Below are 21204 nucleotides of genomic sequence, written 5' to 3' on the forward strand. Positions count from 1 at the left end.
TCAATTATAAACCATGGGACTTTTAGACACTTTTAGAACTACCTTACAGGAGCGCCTTTCCGACGGAAAGCTTGCTATATATGCAGCAGATTTTGGCGCTAACAGCCAGATCTTTTTGTCTACATTAAATACTGATACTCTAAATTTTACGGCTACTAGCATAAGTCCCGAAGGAAGCCCTTTGCTGGTCACCGGACAAGCGGCGCTTTGGAACTTGTCAAGCTCCTTACAAGCGCAACTCACTGTTATCGAAAAAAATGAAACTCTCCAATTTAGTATTCAGCATCAGGAAGCCTTAACGGGATGGAGTTTTCCCGATAGCTTTCCAGATTTGCAGAACACGTACTTTGACAATCTCGATTTACAGCAAACCTGGCTTATTGGCTGTTCCTACGCACACGCCATTGAACTTCCTTCAGCTAATTTGGAAGCCGGTTTAAATTTCATCTCAAACAGCACGACCACCGCAGCTTTGGCCAGTCTGCAACAATTAAACACAGCCATACAAACGGTAGCCTTGCGAGGGATGATCCAGACAGGCGAGGCAGCTACTCAAGTAAGCCTACAAGCGCATTTAGAGCAACCGATTAATTTGCAGCTAACCACTACCACTCTACTCCTTCAATCGGGTAACGAGCAAGCGCTCAACTTAGCTTACCTTAAAGGAACGTACCAAAAAGAAAATTTCACCTATCCCGTAGCTGTAGAAGTGCCTACAACGCTCGACCTCCTAGATCAACTTTACATTACGTTGAATGAACGGTTGAAGGACGGTCAACTTACTATATTCGACACAGATTTCGGCGATGTCGTAGCTCCATTGTTTGATGCGGCGGTATTTGCTCAGACGCTGCAACTTAGCAATGCATCACTAGAACAGACGAGAGATCAGCTTACCATAAACGGCTATACCCAAATTTATAACCTAACAAATCAGCCAATCCGGATTCAAGTGGTAGAGACCGATAATCAGCGGCTCGATTTCACCTTACACATAAGTCCACTTCCGGACGATTGGTTGCCATCCACTAGTTTCCCGCAAACACAGAGCGAACTCTTTGATGGACTAATACTGTCAGAAAAAGCCATGATTGCCAGCTCCTATGCGCAACAGAACGTGGCGCCGATAGGTGCGCTCGATCCCGGGCTTAACCTGTATTGGGTTGCATCACTGAACGAGGGCTCATTAGCGGTACTTCGCAATATATACACGACAGAAGATGCTCTTGCCTTACGCGGTAAGGTAACACAAAAGAGTGATGGTTACCAATTGCGCATGAACAGCGAATTGGCCGGCACCTTATCTATTGCACCAATAGGTTTAGAAGCAGCCACCTTGGTATCTCCTATCCTTTCGCTAAGCAGCGAGGTGGCCGCAGCAAATCAGGTGGTGAATACCGCTTTTGTATCCGGTATGTATACCCTATCAGCATCCTTCAACTATCCGGCCAAATTAACCCTTCCGAATGCAGCCAATACCAACTGGTATTTAAGTAACGACACAACAGAAGGGATTCAGCTGGCCACGATGGAAGATGCCATTCGGTTGGCGGGAGGGAATGCGCTATCCGGTATCTTCCCGCCTTCTCTCACCAGTTTGCTGCAACTACATGTGGGCGGTAACTACATCCAATTTGATCCCAGTACACAACTATGGGCCCAATTTTTTGCAGCCATTACTTTCTTGCCTAATGAAGATGGCACAGCCCGGTACTGGCAGATATTGACTAGCCCCAATATTGCAGTGGGCGGTTTTCAATTCGGCCTGAGCACCACGTTCGTGCCTTCAGAAGATAATCCAGCGCCTTTTATTCTGCAGGCCTTCGTGAGCGGCGAAATTGCCATTGGCAGTGTTACCAATCTGAAAGTTGTTATGCAAATTCCGCTGGAAGGCAATTGGACACTCCGCATTAGCGCAGACAATGTGCAGCTACCAACCTTAACTGACCTAGCAAACTTTATATGGCCGCAAGGAGGACATTCGGAACAAGATATTTTGGCACCGCTCCCCGAAGGCTTGGTAGATAGCTCGCTCAATATTGCCATCAATGAAATTGCAATTGCCTTCAATCCCTTTACGCCGGCACTGTCTTCTGTCAGCTTCGACCTCTCTCAAATCGGAAGCTGGAAAATTTTAGCCGATTTCGAAGTATATGGTTGGGACGTTAATATGTTCGTAGATGTAGCGGCTAACTATACCATCACCGGCTTACTACACGGCTTCATGAAGATAGGTACGGTGGCAGACATGGAGATAAGCATGCCCATTCCTGCAGGTGAAACGGGTTGGACCATTAGCCTAAAACCCGGTAGCACGATCGAGTTTCCAGGTATAGGCGAATTATTAAAATTAATTGGCGGATCTTCCGATGGGTTACCCGCCAGCTTCAATACTTTTGGCAATTTTAGCTTAACGCAGTTGCGCATCCAATTTATGCCCCAACCGGCTAACATTAAAAATTTTCAATTTGCATTGAAGGGCAAACAAGACTGGGTGGTACTGCCTGATTTCCTCAGTTTCTCTAGCGTATATGCCTCATTGAATATAAGTCAAGAAGACAAAGGGTATAACAGTACCGGCACCTTCAATGCCTTTGTCCATATTTTCAACAACGCTATATGGATACAGGCGTATCGGGATGATTTAGCGAAAAACTGGCAATTTACATTAGCGGTAAAAGACACGATCCATCTACCCGGACTAAGCGATCTTGCCAATTGGATGCTGCCTGCTGTGGTGGTCGAATACATTCCAGAAACGTTTATGCCCTTTGGGAAAGGTTTTGATCTCACCGCGTTAAACATTAGCTTCAATATCACCACAGAAATACTTGAAAAGATCGACTTCACGATTGTTAACAGTGCTCCATGGCATGCAATAGGTAATCTTCTAGTGTTCGATAATGCCCGTATTGAATCAAGTGTACAAGTAGTGCCGGAAGATCCCAATCATAGCACACTTACAATGCATCTCGGCGTAACGCTTTTTGTATCTAGCGCACCCATTGTTTTTACGGCAGATTACAGTTCAGAGGCACCGCATTGGGTATTTACCGCTAGCTTACTGAGCGAAGAGCGTTTTAACTTCGATGCATTTTTGCAGGCAATACACCTCAACGAGCTATTTGTAATTCCAAATTCGATTGGCTTGCCTACCCTTACCATTAGAACGTTAGAAGGTCGTATGACCCCCGAAACCGGTAACTTTCAAGCCAGCGGGTCAATTATCGTTATGCCCTCTACGCCGCCTGCGAACAACCAGACGGCCGATTGGACCGTACCGTTTTTAGGATTGGAACTAAAGATGTTTGGTTTAGATGCCGAAGTGGCCTTAAAAAGCCTCGAACCCGAAGATCCCGCCAATAAAAACTTCTATAAAGCTAATTTGCGTGCGCTCTTGGATATGAACAGCCTTCAAGTGCTGCTTACTTTGCAACTTGGCTCTGCGGGCATAGACACCATTTTTACCGGTACCCTAACCGTAAATGAGATTGCTTCCTTACAGATAAGCACTTTCGGCGATGGATTAGTGGCAGATCAACCGGATACTGACCAAACCAGCTGGTCAGTACTTACGCCCAATGACATGCAGGCAGTCAATTACGCCCAAGCCTTTGTATATTTTAACCAAACACAAAACCAATTTTTCCTATACGGTGCCATCGCCAATTTCGGCGATGCCATACTACTTGCGCAGAAAACAGCAGATGGCGATGAACGTGGTTATCTTTTCGCCTTCGCTTTGGCAGAAAATTTTAAATTTTCCAGTCTTTTCAGTGCGCTTGCACCCATTGATAACATTTTACTTGTAAGAAATGCCAGTATCGCCATCACAAGCTATACCCTGCCGTCTGTAGCAGATCTGGTTCAGCAGGTTGACCAAATACTAAGCATCAACAACAAACCGGGTACCGTTCAAAATCCGATAAAACAGGGTAACTTACCAACCGACACCTTAGAAAAAGGAGTCCATCTTTACGCGCAACTGCTCTTTACCGGGCCACTTTTTGCCGTATTTACACAACTAGATGCAGATAGCACAAGTGGCCTGGACGTGACGCTCTATGCTTTTATCTCAACCCAAGCCGAACCCAATCAAGGTTCAGCAAAAACTATTTTTCGGGCCGTAATCGCTCCGTTTTCCATCATTTCCGGCATCGTTCAGTTCAGTGGAGCTAACGAAGATCCCGGCGTCCTTCTGGAGTACACACAAACCGCGTCAACTGAATTTAAACTCAACGGAACGATTAGTTTTCAAGTATTTGGAGAAACTTATGCTTTTATAGGCAATTTACTGGTAAATAAAGATCAAACCCATTTCACCTTAACCACCACGCCCGATACGAGTGTCACGATCCAGTTGTTTCCAGAGAACTTGCCACCGGTATTTGTACTGCGCGACCTCGGGCTCGATGTACTATATTATTTTCAAACAGAAACACGGAAGGAAAAACAACTGGAACTACAAGTATCCGGGCGGATCGAACTTCTTGCTGCAATTTTCCTCCAGGCCAACCTTTACCTATTAAATGGAAATCCTATGCTTGCATCCGTTAGCCTTAGTCAGGATTTTTCCATCAGCAGTCTCATCGGAAACTTGGTAGGTAACGGTCAAGCTTGGCCTACTGATTTCTTTGATATTGTATTCAAAGCCAATAGCGATCAAAGTCCATCGCGCGTATATTATTATGATGCCCAAGCAGATCCTGCCCATTTTGCGGGTAACGGTTTTGTAAACGGCTATAACTTAGAAGCCACCATTGATTTAACTTTTCTCTATACCATCAGCTTACAATTACGTATTAATGTACAAAAGGATATAGGGATGGAAGCAAGTCTAGGGCTTAGCGGTCCAATCTCTATATTTATATTGGAATTAGCCGGTAAACAAAAAGCAAACGAAGGCAATAAACAATATATCAGCGGACCTCTCTTAACCTTGAACACCAAAGCAGAAACACCTGTTTTTGGTTTCGCTACAGGTTTCAATTTCTTTGAATATCCCTTCGGTACAGCAGATATAAGCATTGGTTCGAAGAGCTTATCCAACGGTCGTACTGAAACCAAGATCGGTGCAAAATTAACAGCAGATGAAGCTGTACCGATTTTCGGCAACCTTTCGATTGATTTTACCTACTGTCAAAGCGAAGGTTTCGTCGTCAATAACTGGCCGTCCTTTACGCAGCTATACGAGAGCATACAGAAGATTATTGATATAGCTGATGAGGTTTCCAAATTAATGAAAGCAACCGACCCCACCTTCGTTTGCGGCGCCATTGTCGATTTAGTCGCCGATGTTGCCTACAGCAACCAGTTTACCATGACACCAAGCTTTGATACTGTGGAAGATGAGGGCGGCGAATACACCTTATACTTTGTATTGGATGGGCAATTTTCCGTGCTCGTAGCCAATCAGCAGGTCAGCACCATTGACTTTCCCGATACCGTGCGGATTCCGTTGCCGGACAATACCTCTTTCGATGATTTGGGTAATTATATTGCAGCGGCATTAAAAGAATCAGCAAGCTCTTTCGTTAAAAGCTTAGTCAATAATGGAGCGCAATGGGCACAATTAGCCGCTGTGTTATTTGTAGAACAGGCTGCAGAACTGGCGGCCCAGTGGCTATGTGAAGGACTTATAGATGCACTCACTGCCGAAGCTATTGCAGCCGGAGCTGCAGCGGTAACATCGGCGGGCGGCGTAGCGGCACTTGCAGCAGGCGGAGCCGCCGCTGCCGCAGCAATCACAGCAGGTGCAGTTGCGGCAGCGGCTATATTCTCCTCTTGCTTCACAGCTGGTACCGAAGTTATTTTAGCAGACGGGAGTGTAAAGCCTATTGAATTGATCGGCATCGGCGATCAGCTCTTGGGCTATGATGGACAGATTAACACCGTAGTGGCCTACGATCGGCCGCTACTTGGTAAAAGAAAGCTGTACGCTTTCAATGATGGCCCCTTTTTCGTAACAGCCGAACATCCCTTTTTAACTGAAACGGGATGGAAAGCCATCGATCCCGAGGCCACCAAAAGAGAAAATCCAAATCTGCCCGTTACCAAACTTGAAGGTGGTGATAAGCTGCTACTTGCTAATGGGCAACGTTTGGTGCTCAGCTTGATCCGTTCGGTTGAGGCCGATTTTCATACTCCGTTATATAATTTTAAGCTAAGCGGCAATAATACCTACTTTGCCAATAAACTGCTGGCGCATAATAAAGGGAGCACCTGTTTTATTGCAGGCACGCAGGTACTACTGATAGACGGTTCTACCAAGCCCATCGAACAGGTTCAACTTGGCGATAAACTGTTAGGAATGGATGGACAGATAAACGAGGTGATCGGTTTCGACCATCCCCTTTTAGGTAACCGTAAACTCTATGCGCTGAATAAAGGCGATTATTTCGTAACCGCCGAGCACCCTTTTTACACCACAGAAGGATGGAAAGCCATTGATCCCTTGGCAACCGCGGCAGAGAATCCATCGCTGCAAGTTGGGATGCTGGAGGTAGGCGATATACTCGCTCTTATAAATGGTAAACAGGAGGAGCTATTAAGCATCGACAGTACTGAGGCTGATCCACTGACACCACTTTACAATTTTCTGCTGACTGGCAATAACAGTTACCACGCAAATGGATACCTAGTGCACAATAAAGGTGGTGGTGGCGGAAATGATCCCGATCCGGAAAAACCAAGTTTTGCCAGCCCTCCACTTAGCTTGGCGGGAACTACGCTTACTGCACAATGGAACGGAGCCTCTTATGCCGTCGGGTACGAACTAGCCTTTTATGATCCAAATGGGCAGCAGATAGGCACTATACAACAGTTCGGTATGAATACCTATCAAGGTAGCGAAACAATTTCCCTTCAATTTAATGGTGGTAGCTACCGTGCAGATTTGAGGAGTACTCGTGATTCGAAAAAATCGGATTGGGTATCAGTCACTATTCCGAAACTGGCGGATCCGCATGATGTACAGCTGAGCTATACACCTAACGATGATAAACTTGCCATTAGCTGGGCGCAGGATGGAGCTACAAATTTTGAGATAACCGTATTTAACACGGCAGACGGCATGGCCTGCTGGCAAAGCCCTGCCCAAACAAGCCCGATAACAACCACAACCGAAAATTGGGTACCAGGCACTTATGCTGCAAAGGTAACAGCCACCAAACAGCACAACGCAGCGGTTGTTCCGAGTCAAAGCGTGCAATCCGGAAATACGATGCAAAAACTGCACGCAGTAAGCGCCTTCACCCTCGCCGCCAATCAACAATCGCTGCAAGCCAGTTGGCAGGACAGTCAGACAGGTGTTGACCACTACCTACTCGAAGTGATACAAGGCACCGATAAGCAACAATACAGTATTCCCAAAGACGACAGAAACTATTCAGTTGATACGTATAACTTAGCAGCGGGTAATGTTAACGCAATATTGTGGGCCATCGGCAACGGTGTAAACACCATAAACGCCCCCGCAGCTACGAGCAACAATCTTTCTAAACTCGCTTCGCCGGAAACCGTCGGTAGCATGCTAGATAAACAAGCCGGCTATATTCAATGCAACTGGAGTGCTGTTGACGGAGTTGTCACCTATGCGGTACGGGTGGTAGACGAAAAAGAAGCTTCAGTTTGTTATGTAGACAACATCGCTCCAAACACCCTCCAGTCTGATATTTCGCTTACTTCGTTACAAGGAAGCGGAACTTCGCTCACCGTGCAGGTCAAAGCTTGCGGCAACGCCCAGATACTAGACGGTAACCCCACTTCTTCACCTGAAAACATTAATCGGGCGATCATGCCTTCTGCTCCTACCCTGTCAATTGTAGACGGTAAAGTTGTTACCGATTGGGAGCAAGTCAATCCGAATCAAGGTTACACGGCAAATCTATACAGCAGCGAAGAGCTGGCAGATACCAGTTCCTTTGCAACGGATCAAAATCACTGGGAAATCTTGCCAGACCTCTTTGATGGCGATATCGGCCCCTTTAGCGCCCGTGTGCTCACCCTTGCTGATGCGCAAACAATCAACAGCGGGCTTTCAGCCAGCAGTAATATGGTCGAGCGGCAAGCCACACCGCAAGAGGTTCAGTTAAGCTGGCTCATCTCCGCGACAGCAGAAGAAGACGGACCCGGCGGGGCAAAGATCACAACCACGCAAGAACTGCGCGTTAGTTGGGCCCAAACCGAGCCAAGCGTACAAATCCTTGTAGAAGTCCAAGAAGTGGATACTCCCACTGTTTTAGCTAGGCGAACTGTTAGCGGAACAAGCAATAGCTGTAGCTGGCCTGCAGACGGTCTTCCTTCCTTGCCTAATGGAATTTACCGAGCTTGGGCACAAATTTTGGGCGATGCTAACAAACTCAACAGTTTACCTGGAGAAAGTGATCCAGTAACTATTATCAATTTACCCGCACCTAGCTTGCAAGCACTCCTAATAAAAGACGGCAATGAAATTCAGGCGGAGCTGGCGCAACTTTCCAAAGAGGCCACGGGCTACGAAGCCCAACTGCTGGCAGATGCTACACCCCTGGGTGAGATCATACCCATGCAACTCGCAGAAAGCGATCCGCCGAAATACCAAGCAAACTTTACCATACCTGATGAAACCGGCAACACTTTTACGGTACAAGCTCGCGCCATAAAAGAGGGTTACGCTCCAAGCGCTTGGCAACCTGCGCCTAATACGGTAGCTAGGCTAGCAGCAACAGAACCAGCTAGCCTTAGCCTTACCGCCAATAAACTCAGCGCTACCTTAAGCCAAGAAGTAGCAAATGCAACTGCTTATTGGGCACAGCTGGTTATAGATGGCACACCTTCAAACGAGGCGACACAAATGGTAAAAGAAGATAACATCGGTTATACCGCTTCTTATACCTTAGACACTTCGGTGGCAGGGAAGGATATCCAAGTACGTACACACGCTACTGCAAGCAATTTCATCGATAGTATTTGGACACTTTCAGATGTGATCCACTATAACCCGATTGAAACACCTCAAGCGCCTTTACTATCCCTTGCGGGAGATACGCTGAAAATTATCCCCCAAGATCAATGGCTAGCTGCTACCCATTATGAGGCGCAGCTTGTTGATCCAAACAATGGCATGCCATTGAATCCACAGCCTCCTATTCAATATGATGAACAAGGGGCAAAGGTATTATTGAGCGACCTTAAGGCAGATACGGCCTACATTGCCCGTATCCGAGCGCTCAATCCTGCGCCGCCACAACTCTTACAAAACGGAGATGCCTCGGCCGACTTCAGCGGTTGGAACATACTGGAAAATGGTGGCAACGGTTGGGCCATTGAAGATGGACCGGCTAAAAGCTGCCCCGGTACTACAAGCCAACACAACTTCGTTACTTCTTATCTATGGTGTAAAAAGGCGCAAACCATCGACCTAATAGCCAATGGTTTTACCGCAGCGCAACTTGATGAAGCACCTTTGATTACAGTAGCCGATTGGATTTCTTCCAGAAGCGATTGCAATGGCATTTATCGCATGTATATCGAGCTAAGAGATACTAACAATCAAGCTATAGCCAGATTTGACAGCGGGGAGGTTATCGCACCGAGTACACCCGATTGGGTCTACAAATGGGAGCGCATAGCACATCAATTTACGGATTATGGAAAGGGCGTTCGCTCGGTATATTTTGAACATAGTGGCAAAGACACCAAGTTCTGGAGGGGCCATTACGGCAGTAAAATGACAGGGGCCGTTGTTTACCTAACGCTCCCCTATCCAGGGGCACCCGGCCCTTGGTCCGCACTTTCAGAACCCATTATTACGCCTGCCGCCGGTAACCCCGCTAGCCTCAGTATCGTAGCCGGCAATAACCAAGCAGTGCCACGTACAAATCTGACACACATTCCAGGAGGTCAGGCCTTTTTCCAGCCATTAATCATTGCCGTGCGGGACGGTAAAGGAGTGGGTGTGCCAGGTGTAGAAGTAACTTTTTCTGTAGGTGAATTTCCAAAATCAATGGCGGTACAAATTGACCCGGGTGGCGCAGCGAAGACAGTAAAAATCCTGACCGATAGCAGTGGATTTGCACGACTTGAAAAATTGTCGGGCAATTCGGTCATATGTTACTATGACCAAGGTGATTTTACCATTATCGCTGCTGGTTTTGGGCAGGCACAAACATATTCACTAACAGTTCTTCCCACACCACCGCTACCTCCTTTGCCAAACGCGAAACTCACCATTATAAGTGGTAATGACCAAAAGCTTGCCCGTACGGCGGGTGGTGGGGGTCCTATATCCGCTAAATTTACACCAATGGTTGTTCTTGTAACAGACGAACATGATCGGCCAATAGCAAATGCATATGTAAGCCTCGGTCCGTTTGAACAGCCTACTGGTATGGCCGTACAGGTAGATCCTTCCGGCGCATATCCAACGATGGTACAAACCGATCAAAATGGGATAGCACGTTTTGAAAAATTTTATGGAGGCTACAGTGTTTATGCCTACTATGCAATCGGCAGGTTTAGCGTGAAGGCTGGTGTTAACGAAGGCCCCGCAGTCACGTTTACATGCGAAGTAACAGCCTAGCCCCGGTCGCTGGTCATTCGCATCAAATCTCTCCGTACCGCTGTCGTACGGAGAGATCCAACATGGGCTATCCAATCCGTATGAAAATTAACTCATTTATGCATACAACGGATAAAATAGCAACATTAGAACAATGTTTATTACCTTTTCTTTTCTATACCTGGTTACTTTACCATCATTAACATGTCTTAGCAGGTGCCCCAACCAATTCAAAGTGAAATCAACGGTATACTTTGCTGCAGAATACGCACAGACAAACATCCAGCGAATTCTGTTTGATTTTCGTAACTTTGTCCCATGGAGAAAACGCAATCAATAGAAGAATTCTACAAAAGCAAACTCAACTGGGTACCCGACAATATCCGTAGGGAGATTGGCCATTTTAACGTTTTCAAGTTGGATGATTTCGCAGGCACCCATCCCAAACCGGTTCCGTACAGCAGAAAAGACTATTACAAAATCAGCCTGATTATCGGCAGAAATAAAATCTATTATGCTGATAAAGAAATCGAAATAACCAAGCAGGCATTATTATTTGCCAACCCGCAGATACCCTATAACTGGGAATCGCTTGATGATGAACAATCCGGTTATTTCTGTGTGTTTACCCCTGCTTTTTTTCACCATTTCGGAAACCTGAGCAAGTACGAAGTTTTCCAGCCCAACGGTACACCTATTTTTGAAATCAACGATGAGCAGGCTGAAAGCATCAAGCAGATTTACCTGCAGATGTTTGAAGAAATTAGCTCAGATTATGAACATAAATACGATGCATTAAGAAATCTGGTGTTTGCTATTTTACATCAAACCCATAAAATGAAACCCGCAAAAAAGATCGATAAGCAGGAAATCAATGCATCTCATCGAATATCCATCCTATTTCTGGAATTACTGGAAAGGCAATTTCCCATTGAGGACGTCAGACAACGCGTACAGTTCCGTTCCGCATCTGATTTCGCCGATCAACTTTCAATACACGTCAACCACTTGAGCAGAGCAATCAGAGAAACCACAGCGAAAACCACTTCACAGATTATCGCTGAACGTTTATTACAAGAAGCTAAAATTCTGCTCACACAAACCACCTGGAATATATCAGAAATTGCCTTTGCCTTGGGTTTTACCGAAGTGACCCATTTCAACAACTTTTTTAAGAAACATCTTAACATAAACCCTACCCAATTCCGTAATGTTAGAATTTCGTAAGTTATTGTTAGCATTTCGTTAATTGTTCCGCTACGTCCGCTTTAATTTTGTGTCATCATAAAAAATTAAAACATATGGACACAACAAAAAAAGTTTGGTTAGTTACCGGTGCTTCAAAAGGTTTAGGCCTATCACTGGTTAAAAAATTGTTAGCGCAGAACTATCGCGTAGTAGCCACTTCCCGCGACATCCAGTCATTAATCGCTGAAGTTGGTGAAGTCTCAGACGTATTCCTACCACTGGAAGTTCGTTTAACAGACAATGAACATGTAAAGGAAGGAATTGCCAAAAGCATCGCCCATTTCGGTCAGCTAGACGTTATCGTAAACAATGCCGGTTTCGGACAAATAGGCACATTGGAGGAACTGACAGATGAAGAAGCGCGAAACAGTTTTGATGTCAACGTTTTCGGCTCGCTGAATGTCATCAGAAATGCCATGCCTTACTTACGCAAAAATAGATCGGGGCATATCTTCAATATCGCCTCTGTTGGCGGCTTTTCCGGTGCATTTCCGGGTTGGGGCATCTATTGCGCCACTAAATTTGCCGTTGTCGGTTTTACAGAGAGCTTGGCCGAAGAAGTCAAAGGATTGGGTGTACATGCTACTGTTGTTTATCCCGGTTATTTCCGTACCGATTTTCTCGCCAAAGGTTCGGTAAAAACACCTCAGCATACCATTGATGAGTATGAAGCTGCCCGCCAATCCCAACAGGCACACCTTAGCGACATAAATGGCAATCAGCCCAATGATCCGGAAAAGGCAGCAGAAGTATTGATTGCGATAAGCAAAGAAGAAAAACCGCCGGTTCATTTGTTTTTGGGTAGTGATGCCTATGATATCGTGTATAAAAAAGTAGATTTTATAACCAGCGAAGTAGAGCAATGGAAAAGCTACACACTATCTACGGCGCTCTAACGATCGCACTCTTTCTTGGGCATGTTGTTTTTTCTGCAAATGCCCAAGAAAGGAAAGAGTCTGCTTTGCAAAAACAGTTAGACCTGGTTGCCCATCAGTTTAAGCAATGGGAAAATGGCACAGCGAGTTTCTTTGATCTGCTAGCGGATGACGTTAACTGGGAGGTTAGCGGACGGTCTCCCGTTTCCGGCGCTTATAAAGGCAAGCAAGCGTTTATGGAGCGCGCTGTAGCGCCCATTATTGAAAAATTGAAAGAGCCCTTAAAGCCAAAACTAATTAGTCTTACGGCAGACGACCGATTTATCTGGCTTCATTTCAAAGCACAGGCAAAAACCAAAACGAATACGATTTATGAAAACACCTACATCTGGAAACTGCAACTCAACGACGGGAAAATCATCCACGCGGTTGCTTTTTTAGACACGTATGAATTAGTTCAATTAATGCAAAACAATATAACAGTTATGAAGAAAACAATAGAAGAAACCAAAGGGTACATCGGCATGTGGGTAACGGCAGATGGACATATACGCCAAGAATTACTTCCCGGCAACCGTTACGACGAAGCTCGGGGAAGCCGTCTAAGTGCTTATCAGGGAGCCTATAAAGTAAGCGGAAATGAAATCTTTTATCGAGATGACACCGGCTTTACGGCAGACGGAACATTTGTTGACGAAAATACCCTTCACCATGGTGGTTATATCTTTTACAAAGAAGTAAAAGACGAAAAACAATAAATAAGGTCCGTGCAATAATGAGGGTTTCAGCGTTGAACGTATCAAGCCCCTACTAACTCCCCACCAATTTCGCTCGTTATCAGATCTTTACCAGGTATCACCAGATTCTCATCAGATAAACCTGATCAGAATCTGGTAAAAACTTGGTATAAACCTAAATAAATATCGAAAAACCTATGAAGTGAGTATGAAAAAGGTAGCTGACTCTTGATGAGGGTATCTATTGAATTAATTAAGCCGATGTATCGTTGTTAGATTGGCAAAAAGGAACAATATGCCTAAATTAGCGAACAGTCTATTTGACAATATGACGATGAAAATCACCACTATACATGCACCATTAATCGAGGTAATAGCACAAGCCATTCCACTGAATGCTGAGGAGATCGACATTATCCAGCGCTTATTCAAGTTAAAAACCTATAAAAAAGGTACTTTTTTCTTAGCAGAGGGAGAAACCTGCAAATATGTTGGCTTCATCAAAAAAGGCATTTTGCGTTATTATATCAACGATGATGGAGAGGAGAAAACCTATGGCTTTTCCCAAGAAGCTGAATTTATTTGTAATTACGAAAGTTTTGTACCACAGAAACCTTCCCGCCAGATCATCCAAGCATTAGAAGACAGCGAACTATTGGTGATATCCTACCGTGATTTACAGCAATTTTACGATAAAATACATGCGGGTGATCGTTTTGGCAGGTTGGTCATTGAACAAGTGTTTATCCAAACGCTAAAAGATCTAAACTCCTTTTATACGGATACCGCACCATTACGCTATGAAAATTTTATCCGGCAGCATCCCGAGCTGCAGCAGCGCTTATCGCAATATTATATAGCCTCTTATGTAGGCGTAAAACCGCAATCGCTCAGTCGCATTAGAAAAAGGTTGCTCACTTCCTGATTTTGTTAACCTAGGTGCATTAAATTGAGTAAGCCATTGGGCAATTTTGTTTCAACAAAAATTCAATGTTATGCAACGTTTAACAAAACAAATCAATTGGTGGTTATGCCTACTTTCAGGCATAGGTTTATTATTTATTGGTGCCCGATTCTTTTTCCATCCGGTAGGCGCAGAAATTGCTTTCGGCATCAATACACCTACCAACGGAGATTTTTCGTTTCACCACATCAAAGGTGTACGCGACTTCTTTTTCGGATTCATTATCTTGCTACTGCTGCTGAAAAAAGATTTCCGGATATTGGGCTATATTCTATTGGCCGGAACCATCATTCCAGCTAGTGATTTCATCACCGTACTATCCTACCAAGGGCGAATAACCGGTTATCTTTATGCGCACCTTATAGCGGCAATAATATGCGCGGGCTGTGGACTATACTATAGCCTATCAGCAGCACAGCATTAGCGGTGATACATTTTTTTCATAGTTTCCCATTAATACTGGATAACTTTATCCAGTACTAGTGGATAAAGTTATCCATTTGTAATGGATAACTTTATTCATATTTTGCATAAACTCGAAAGCAAATATCCATTGGAAGTAAGCAACTATTGCTTTGAAAGCCGGTTGGAAGCCAATGAGCTTTATTTTGATTATAAAATAAACAAAGGTATTACGAAGAATAAAAATGCCACCCACTTAATGCAGAAAGCGGGTTTGATAAAGTAATCCACTTCTGTCAGGAAAATAACCACTTCCATTGTTTCCCCATTTTAACCGTTGTAAATCCGGTACCTTTTGCTTACCATGAATAACTCAGTATCCTGACGGTGAACAATGCAAATAGTTCATTGTTATACCTATAACAAAACTACAATCGATCATGGGTATTTTAAATGATAAAGTTGCCTACGTAACCGGAGCCGGTTCTGGTATTGGAAAAGCAATTGCCTTATTATATGCCAAAGAAGGTGCTAAGGTGGTTGTTTCAGATATAAACGACGAGCATGGTGAAGCTGTGGTGGCGTCCATCAAAAACGATGGTGGAGATGCCATTTATGTAAATGCCAATACAGCCATACCGGAAGAGGTGGAAAATCTCGTTGAAAAAACAGTAGCGCAATATGGCAGCTTAGACATTGCCTGCAATAACGCCGGTATTGGCGGAGAGGCTAACCTCGGTGCAGACCTGAGTATTGAAGGTTGGAAAACCATCATCGACATCAATCTCAATGGCGTATTCTATGGCTGTAAATATGCAACTGCCCAGATGTTGAAAAATGGAGGCGGCGCTGTTGTCAATGTAGGCTCCATCCACAGCATTACCGCCGTACCGCAGTCTGTCGGTTATGCTGCATCCAAACACGCGGTTTTGGGACTTACGCGCAATTTTGGTGTCGAATATGCTGCACAAAACATACGCGTCAATGCTGTAGGCCCCGGTTATATTGATACGCCGCTGCTAGATCAGCTTGATGAAGAAAAAAAGCAGGCATTAATCGGCAAGCATCCCATTGGTCGTCTCGGAACAGCAGAAGAAGTTGCCAACCTCGTCCTGTTCTTAAGTGCAGAGACCTCTACTTTTATCAATGGCAGCTATTATGCAATTGATGGTGGGTATACCGCTATATAAAGAGCTGCCATGATAACGGCAATGCTTTTTACCGATTAACTTCGTGCACCCTTCGGCCATGAAACAGACTTGTGCCGGGTGCGACCGGTTGTACCCGATAAACCCTTATAGATAACTGTAAACAGTTATTTTAACATTATATTTTTCTAATATATTACACGATTTATTTCAGGATACTTATCTTTGGCCTAAGCGGATAGTACTAACGCCGATCAACATGCCAAAGAACATCTTTTCAAAACTTCTTTTGCTAACGATAGCATTATTATTTTCAGTGAAGCCAATAGTCGGTTTTCATCTGTATGCTAAAACGCAGCCACTATCTGCCAACGAGCTAATCACTATTATAAAATCATTCAGTAAGCGAAAACAAGAATACTTCGATGATATGCTTTGCGAGAATGATATTGCAACGCAAAGCGGACAAACCAACTTATTACCCCTACGCTTAAGTTACATTTTACAATACATTAATCGCTATAAGGATCAGCTAACGAACTGGTTGGTTCAATTAAGGCAATGTTCAATCTATCGGTTTTGGCCCACTAAACAATACCTCATTTTCGAGCAATTAGCGCTATGATGCGCCTCCACTCCATTTTATTTCTTAGTAGGTGAAGCCTCCGTCAGGGTGATCACCTTAACGTCTCTCATTCAAACTAAAACAACGTACATATGCTCAAGCATTTTTTATTGCTTGGCTATAGCATGCTATGTGGCATACTGCTTTGCTATGGTCAAGAGAATCCTACCCCGATTACACTCCATCAGCTGTTGGAGCTGGTGAGACAACATGCACCCTCCTTACAAACCGATGCAGCAGCCTTAGCCATTCGGGAAAGTCAAATAAAGAAAACAGCAAACAACCGATCGCCAGATCTCTACTTATCTTATCAAACAAACCTAGGATCCAACAATAATGTCGCAGGCCCCTACTTTGGCTTCGGTATTGTACCCACCAATAATCGCGGTGTACGTGAAAGCAACAACTATCAGCCTGTCAGCTCCAATCTAGGTATTGCCGCCTTTCAGTGGGAGTTCGCCAACTTTGGCGCATACCGGGCACAGCGGGCCGCTGCAGAAGGCGACTTAGCCGTGGAGGCCAATAAGTTCGCCCAAGCGCAATTCGATTTGCAATCATTTACCATTTACAGTTACCTTCAGCTCCTCAAGCTAACGGACTTATCCATTATCCAACAGCGCAGCATCGAACGAAATGTTGAAATACATCGTTCTATTTTGGCTTTGGCCAAAAGCGGTATTCGTGCCGGCGTTGACACCAGCATGGCTGAAGCAGCGCTTTCACAGGCCAGACTGCAGCAGATTGACCTCAAAAATCAAGAAAATCAACTCAAAATAAGAATCGCCGCCGTGAGCGGACTCCAAGTACAGGAGGTTATTCCCGATACCGCAGCCGAGCATATCTTATTCCAACAGGTGACCGCATTACCTGCAACGCTACAGGAAACCAATCAGCATCCACTCATTAATTACTATCAATCCATTGTAGCCAATCAAGAGCTTAAAGAGGATCTGGTACGAAAAAGTTACCGTCCAAAGCTTTTCCTATCGGCGGCCGTATGGGGGCGCGCAAGCAGCGTAAACAGTGTGGATGAATTTCTTCCCCTTAACCAAGGTATCGGTATGCAACGAGGCAATTACTTAGTAGGCCTAGGTATTAGCTACAATTTGTTTGATAGGCGACGGCAGCGGCTCGATCTAGCCCTTACCGAAAGGCAAACCATGCGTGCCAGTAAAAAGCTAGCCGAAGAACAGGTGAATGTGCAAACTAATATCCTACAGGCTAAAGCCGAAGTAAGCGCCGCAGAAGAGCGCCTGCATGAAATACCGCGACAAGTGAAAGCTGCCAATGCAGCCTACAGGCAGAAGTTCTCGCTGTATAAAAACGGCCTAACGGACATTGTAGAACTGAATGTTGCACAAAACATGCTTTATCGAGCCGAAACAGACTATATAACAGCCAAGTACAACTACTACCTTGCGTTGTTTCATCAAGTTATTGCGCAGAACAACGTCGACCCATTTCTTCAACTCTTTAATTGATCTATCGCATGTCTTTAGTAACAAACGCATTAAAAAGGCCCATTTCGGTTATTATCTTTACCGTCAGCCTCTTGATATTCTCCCTTATTGCGGCCACCAAAATACCCATCGATATTTTTCCGAAGCTCAACTCCCCAACCATTTACGTCATTGAGTCGTATGGCGGGATGTCGCCAAAGCAGATGGAAGGGTTCTTTTCGTCGCGCCTTCAAGATCAATTCCTGTACGTTACGGGTATTAAGGAAATAAGCGCCAAAAATATTCAGGGTCTAACCTTGCTTAAGCTCAGTTTCTACGAAAAAACCGACATGGCCGAAGCCTCCGCACAGGTAGCCTTGCAGGTAAATCGTGCTATGAAATTCTTTCCTCCCGGCGCGTTGCCCCCGCAAGTGATACGCTTCGATGCATCGTCATTACCTGTAGGGCAACTGGTACTCTCCTCAAAGAGCCGCAGCCTAAAAGAAATCTACGACATGGCCAGCACCTTGGTAAGGCCAAGCTTCTCCGCTGTGCCGGGGCTGTCCGCCCCTCCCCCATTTGGTGCCAACTCCAGAACCATCACCATCAACGTGAATCCCAACAAATTGCGCAGTTACAACCTAACACCGGACGAGGTTGTACAAGCGCTCGCCGCTTTCAACGTCATGTCTCCATCGGGCAACCTGCGCATGGACAACAACATGTATGTAACCACCATCAATTCCCTCATAAAAGATGTAGATGAATTCGGTAATATCCCTGTAGTTACCAAAGACGGTGTTCCTATTTACATCAAAGATGTAGCACGCGTGGCCGACGCCTCCGATGTAACGGTGAGCTATGCCCTTATCAACGGGCGGCGTTCTGTTTACATACCCGCCGTAAAAACTGCAGATGCCTCCACCTGGTCAGTTGTAAAAGGCTTAAAAAAGAAAATACCCGAGATACAAAGCCTCTTACCAGAGGATGTTACCATTTCGTACGAGTTTGATCAATCCGTAGCGGTGATGAATTCGGTAGAAAGCCTCCTCACCGAAGGGGGGCTCGGTGCACTTTTAACCGGTCTTATGGTGTTGCTCTTTTTGAAAGATTGGCGAAGCAGCCTCATTGTCGTCATTACCATTCCGGTCTCCGTGCTCATTGGCGTTCTCTTACTCAGCCTTTTCAATCAAACCATCAACATCATGACCCTGAGCGGGTTGGCCTTAGCTATTGGTATTTTAGTAGATCAAGCTACGGTCACGATAGAGAGTATCCACCAGCATCAGGAAGCAGGCAAGCCGAAGCGCCTAGCAATCTACGATGCGTGTGCAGAAATTGCCCTTCCGCTCTTTTTGATTTTGCTGTGTATCCTCGCCGTTTTTGCTCCATCCTTTCTGATGGAAGGTATTCCCAAAGCCATGTTTCTGCCGCTGTCTTTAGCCATTGGGCTTACCATGATCGCGTCTTATGTCATGGCACAAACGCTCGTGCCCATATTGGCCAACTGGCTATTAAAAGATCATGTCAAAGCAACCTCCCCAGATACCTCGCTGTTTGACAGGATACAAAAAAAATACCTCCATATATTAAGGGGTCTGATGAAATGGAAGCGTACAACTACCCTCATCTATCTCGTCGCCACCATCCTGCTCACGGCCTTCGCTTTCTCTTATATCGGCAAAGACATGATGCCAAAATTAAACAACGGTCAATTCCAATTGCGGATCAAAGAGCCTGACGGAACCCGTTTAGAGCGGACCGAAGAAAAAGTTAAGCAAGTGCTCGCCATTATCGACAGTACCGTAAACGGCCAAGTCGCAATCACTTCAGCCTATGTCGGTATTGTACCCAGCAGTTACGGTGTCAGCAACTTATATGTCTTCAATACCGGCACCCACGAAGCGGTTATTCAAGTAAACCTAAAAAAGGGATACCACATCAATACCGACGAGTTAAAAGACGCCCTCCGGCGCAACATTGCCTATAAACTTCCCAATCTACGGGTCAATTTCGAGCCCATTGATATGACGGAGAAGATTATGAGCCGAGGTGCCGCTACCCCCATTGAGGTAAGAATAGCCGGAAAAGATATGGATCAGTTAAAAGCTTATGCCCGTCAGGTAGAAGATGGTTTGAAACAAATTAAAGACCTTCGGGACATTCAAATTGCCCAGCCACTGAAAATGCCCACCGTTTCCATTCACATTGATCGTTTAAAAGCTGCACAACTCGGACTTAAAATGACTGATATTGCGCGCTCCGTTACCGCCAGCACCTCTTCAAGCCGTTTTACCGAAAAAATACAATGGCTTGATGAGAAAAACACCTACACTTATCAAGTGCAGGTACAAGTTCCGGAATATGTGATGAATACCATGGACGAACTACGCGAAATTTCCCTCGTAAAAGGCCAACGATCGCCCACCTTAGGCGATATTGCCACCTTTAACACTTCCTATGAAGCCGGGCAGTACGATCGCCAGGGCCCGCGCCGATACCTAACCGTTATAGCTAACCTCCACCATATTGATTTGGGGTCGGCCACCGTACAGGTCCAAAAAGTACTCGATCGGCTAGAGGCACCTCCGCGTGGTGTTACGGTGACATTACAAGGCATGGCAACCTTATTGGACGAAACCCTTCATAGTTTACAATTAGGCTTAGGCTTCGCCATGCTGGTTATCTTTCTTTTACTCGCAGCCAATTACCAGTCGACCAAACTCTCGCTCACTGCCCTTGCCACCATTCCGGCTGTAGTGCTCGGTTCGCTGGTATTTCTGCTGCTGAGCGGATCTACCCTTAACCTCCAATCCTATATGGGCATGATCATGTCAACAGGCGTTTCAGTGGCTAATGCCATACTTATTGTTTCCAATGCAGAACAACTCCGTTTGCATCACCAACATGCAGAAACAGCGGCCCTTTTCAGCGCCTCTACACGCCTTCGACCGATTATGATGACCAGTTTGGCCATGATTGCAGGTATGATCCCCATGGCCATGGGAATGGGCGAGGCCGGCGAGCAGGCTGCACCTTTAGGGCGCGCGGTTATTGGGGGGCTTTTTGCATCCACCTTTGCTGTGTTATTTATTCTTCCGCTCGTATTTGCCTGGGCTAAAGGAAAGGCCGGATTTCAATCTCCTTCCTTACTTCCCAACGCAATTGACAATGCACATAAACCAAGTAATCCATTAGTAACAGACATTATTCATAACAATTAACG

Annotated in this window: 11 protein-coding genes; all 11 read left to right on the forward strand. The window is 45.3% G+C overall.

Features of this window, described 5'->3' with window-relative positions; genetic code table 11:
- Positions 1-13 precede the first annotated feature (13 nt).
- Entirely contained in the window at positions 14-10561 is a 10548-nt protein-coding gene (locus FKG96_RS19490; RefSeq protein ID WP_149105866.1) for a Hint domain-containing homing endonuclease, read from the forward strand.
- A 297-nt stretch (positions 10562-10858) separates the two neighbouring features.
- Entirely contained in the window at positions 10859-11767 is a 909-nt protein-coding gene (locus FKG96_RS19495) for an AraC family transcriptional regulator (RefSeq protein ID WP_013667631.1), read from the forward strand.
- A gap of 74 nt (positions 11768-11841) precedes the next feature.
- Complete coding sequence (locus FKG96_RS19500) at positions 11842-12684, forward strand: SDR family NAD(P)-dependent oxidoreductase (protein WP_149105867.1); 843 nt, start codon at positions 11842-11844, stop codon at positions 12682-12684.
- Complete coding sequence (locus tag FKG96_RS27005; protein WP_246860308.1) at positions 12651-13421, forward strand: Atu4866 domain-containing protein; 771 nt, start codon at positions 12651-12653, stop codon at positions 13419-13421. The genes FKG96_RS19500 and FKG96_RS27005 overlap by 34 nt, the downstream gene beginning before the upstream one ends.
- 274 nt (positions 13422-13695) lie before the next feature.
- Positions 13696-14325 carry a Crp/Fnr family transcriptional regulator gene (locus FKG96_RS19510; protein WP_149105868.1) on the forward strand — a complete coding sequence of 210 codons (630 nt, stop codon included), beginning with the start codon at positions 13696-13698 and terminating at the stop codon, positions 14323-14325.
- A gap of 70 nt (positions 14326-14395) precedes the next feature.
- Complete coding sequence (locus FKG96_RS19515) at positions 14396-14788, forward strand: DUF4267 domain-containing protein (RefSeq protein ID WP_149105869.1); 393 nt, start codon at positions 14396-14398, stop codon at positions 14786-14788.
- Positions 14789-14869: 81 nt separating this feature from the next.
- Positions 14870-15052, forward strand: coding sequence for a hypothetical protein (locus tag FKG96_RS19520; protein ID WP_130855251.1), 183 nt, complete (start codon positions 14870-14872; stop codon positions 15050-15052).
- A gap of 154 nt (positions 15053-15206) precedes the next feature.
- Positions 15207-15956 carry an SDR family NAD(P)-dependent oxidoreductase gene (locus tag FKG96_RS19525; protein ID WP_130855250.1) on the forward strand — a complete coding sequence of 250 codons (750 nt, stop codon included), beginning with the start codon at positions 15207-15209 and terminating at the stop codon, positions 15954-15956.
- Positions 15957-16173: 217 nt separating this feature from the next.
- Positions 16174-16539, forward strand: coding sequence for a hypothetical protein (locus tag FKG96_RS19530; protein ID WP_130855249.1), 366 nt, complete (start codon positions 16174-16176; stop codon positions 16537-16539).
- A 92-nt stretch (positions 16540-16631) separates the two neighbouring features.
- Positions 16632-18020, forward strand: coding sequence for a TolC family protein (locus FKG96_RS19535; protein ID WP_130855248.1), 1389 nt, complete (start codon positions 16632-16634; stop codon positions 18018-18020).
- 8 nt (positions 18021-18028) lie between these two features.
- Positions 18029-21202: an efflux RND transporter permease subunit gene (locus tag FKG96_RS19540; RefSeq protein ID WP_130855247.1), complete on the forward strand. Its 3174-nt coding sequence runs from the start codon at positions 18029-18031 to the stop codon at positions 21200-21202.
- Positions 21203-21204: the final 2 nt, after the last annotated feature.

Source organism: Olivibacter sp. LS-1, from assembly GCF_008245145.1.
In the GTDB taxonomy this organism is placed as follows: Bacteria; Bacteroidota; Bacteroidia; order Sphingobacteriales; family Sphingobacteriaceae; genus Olivibacter; species Olivibacter oleidegradans.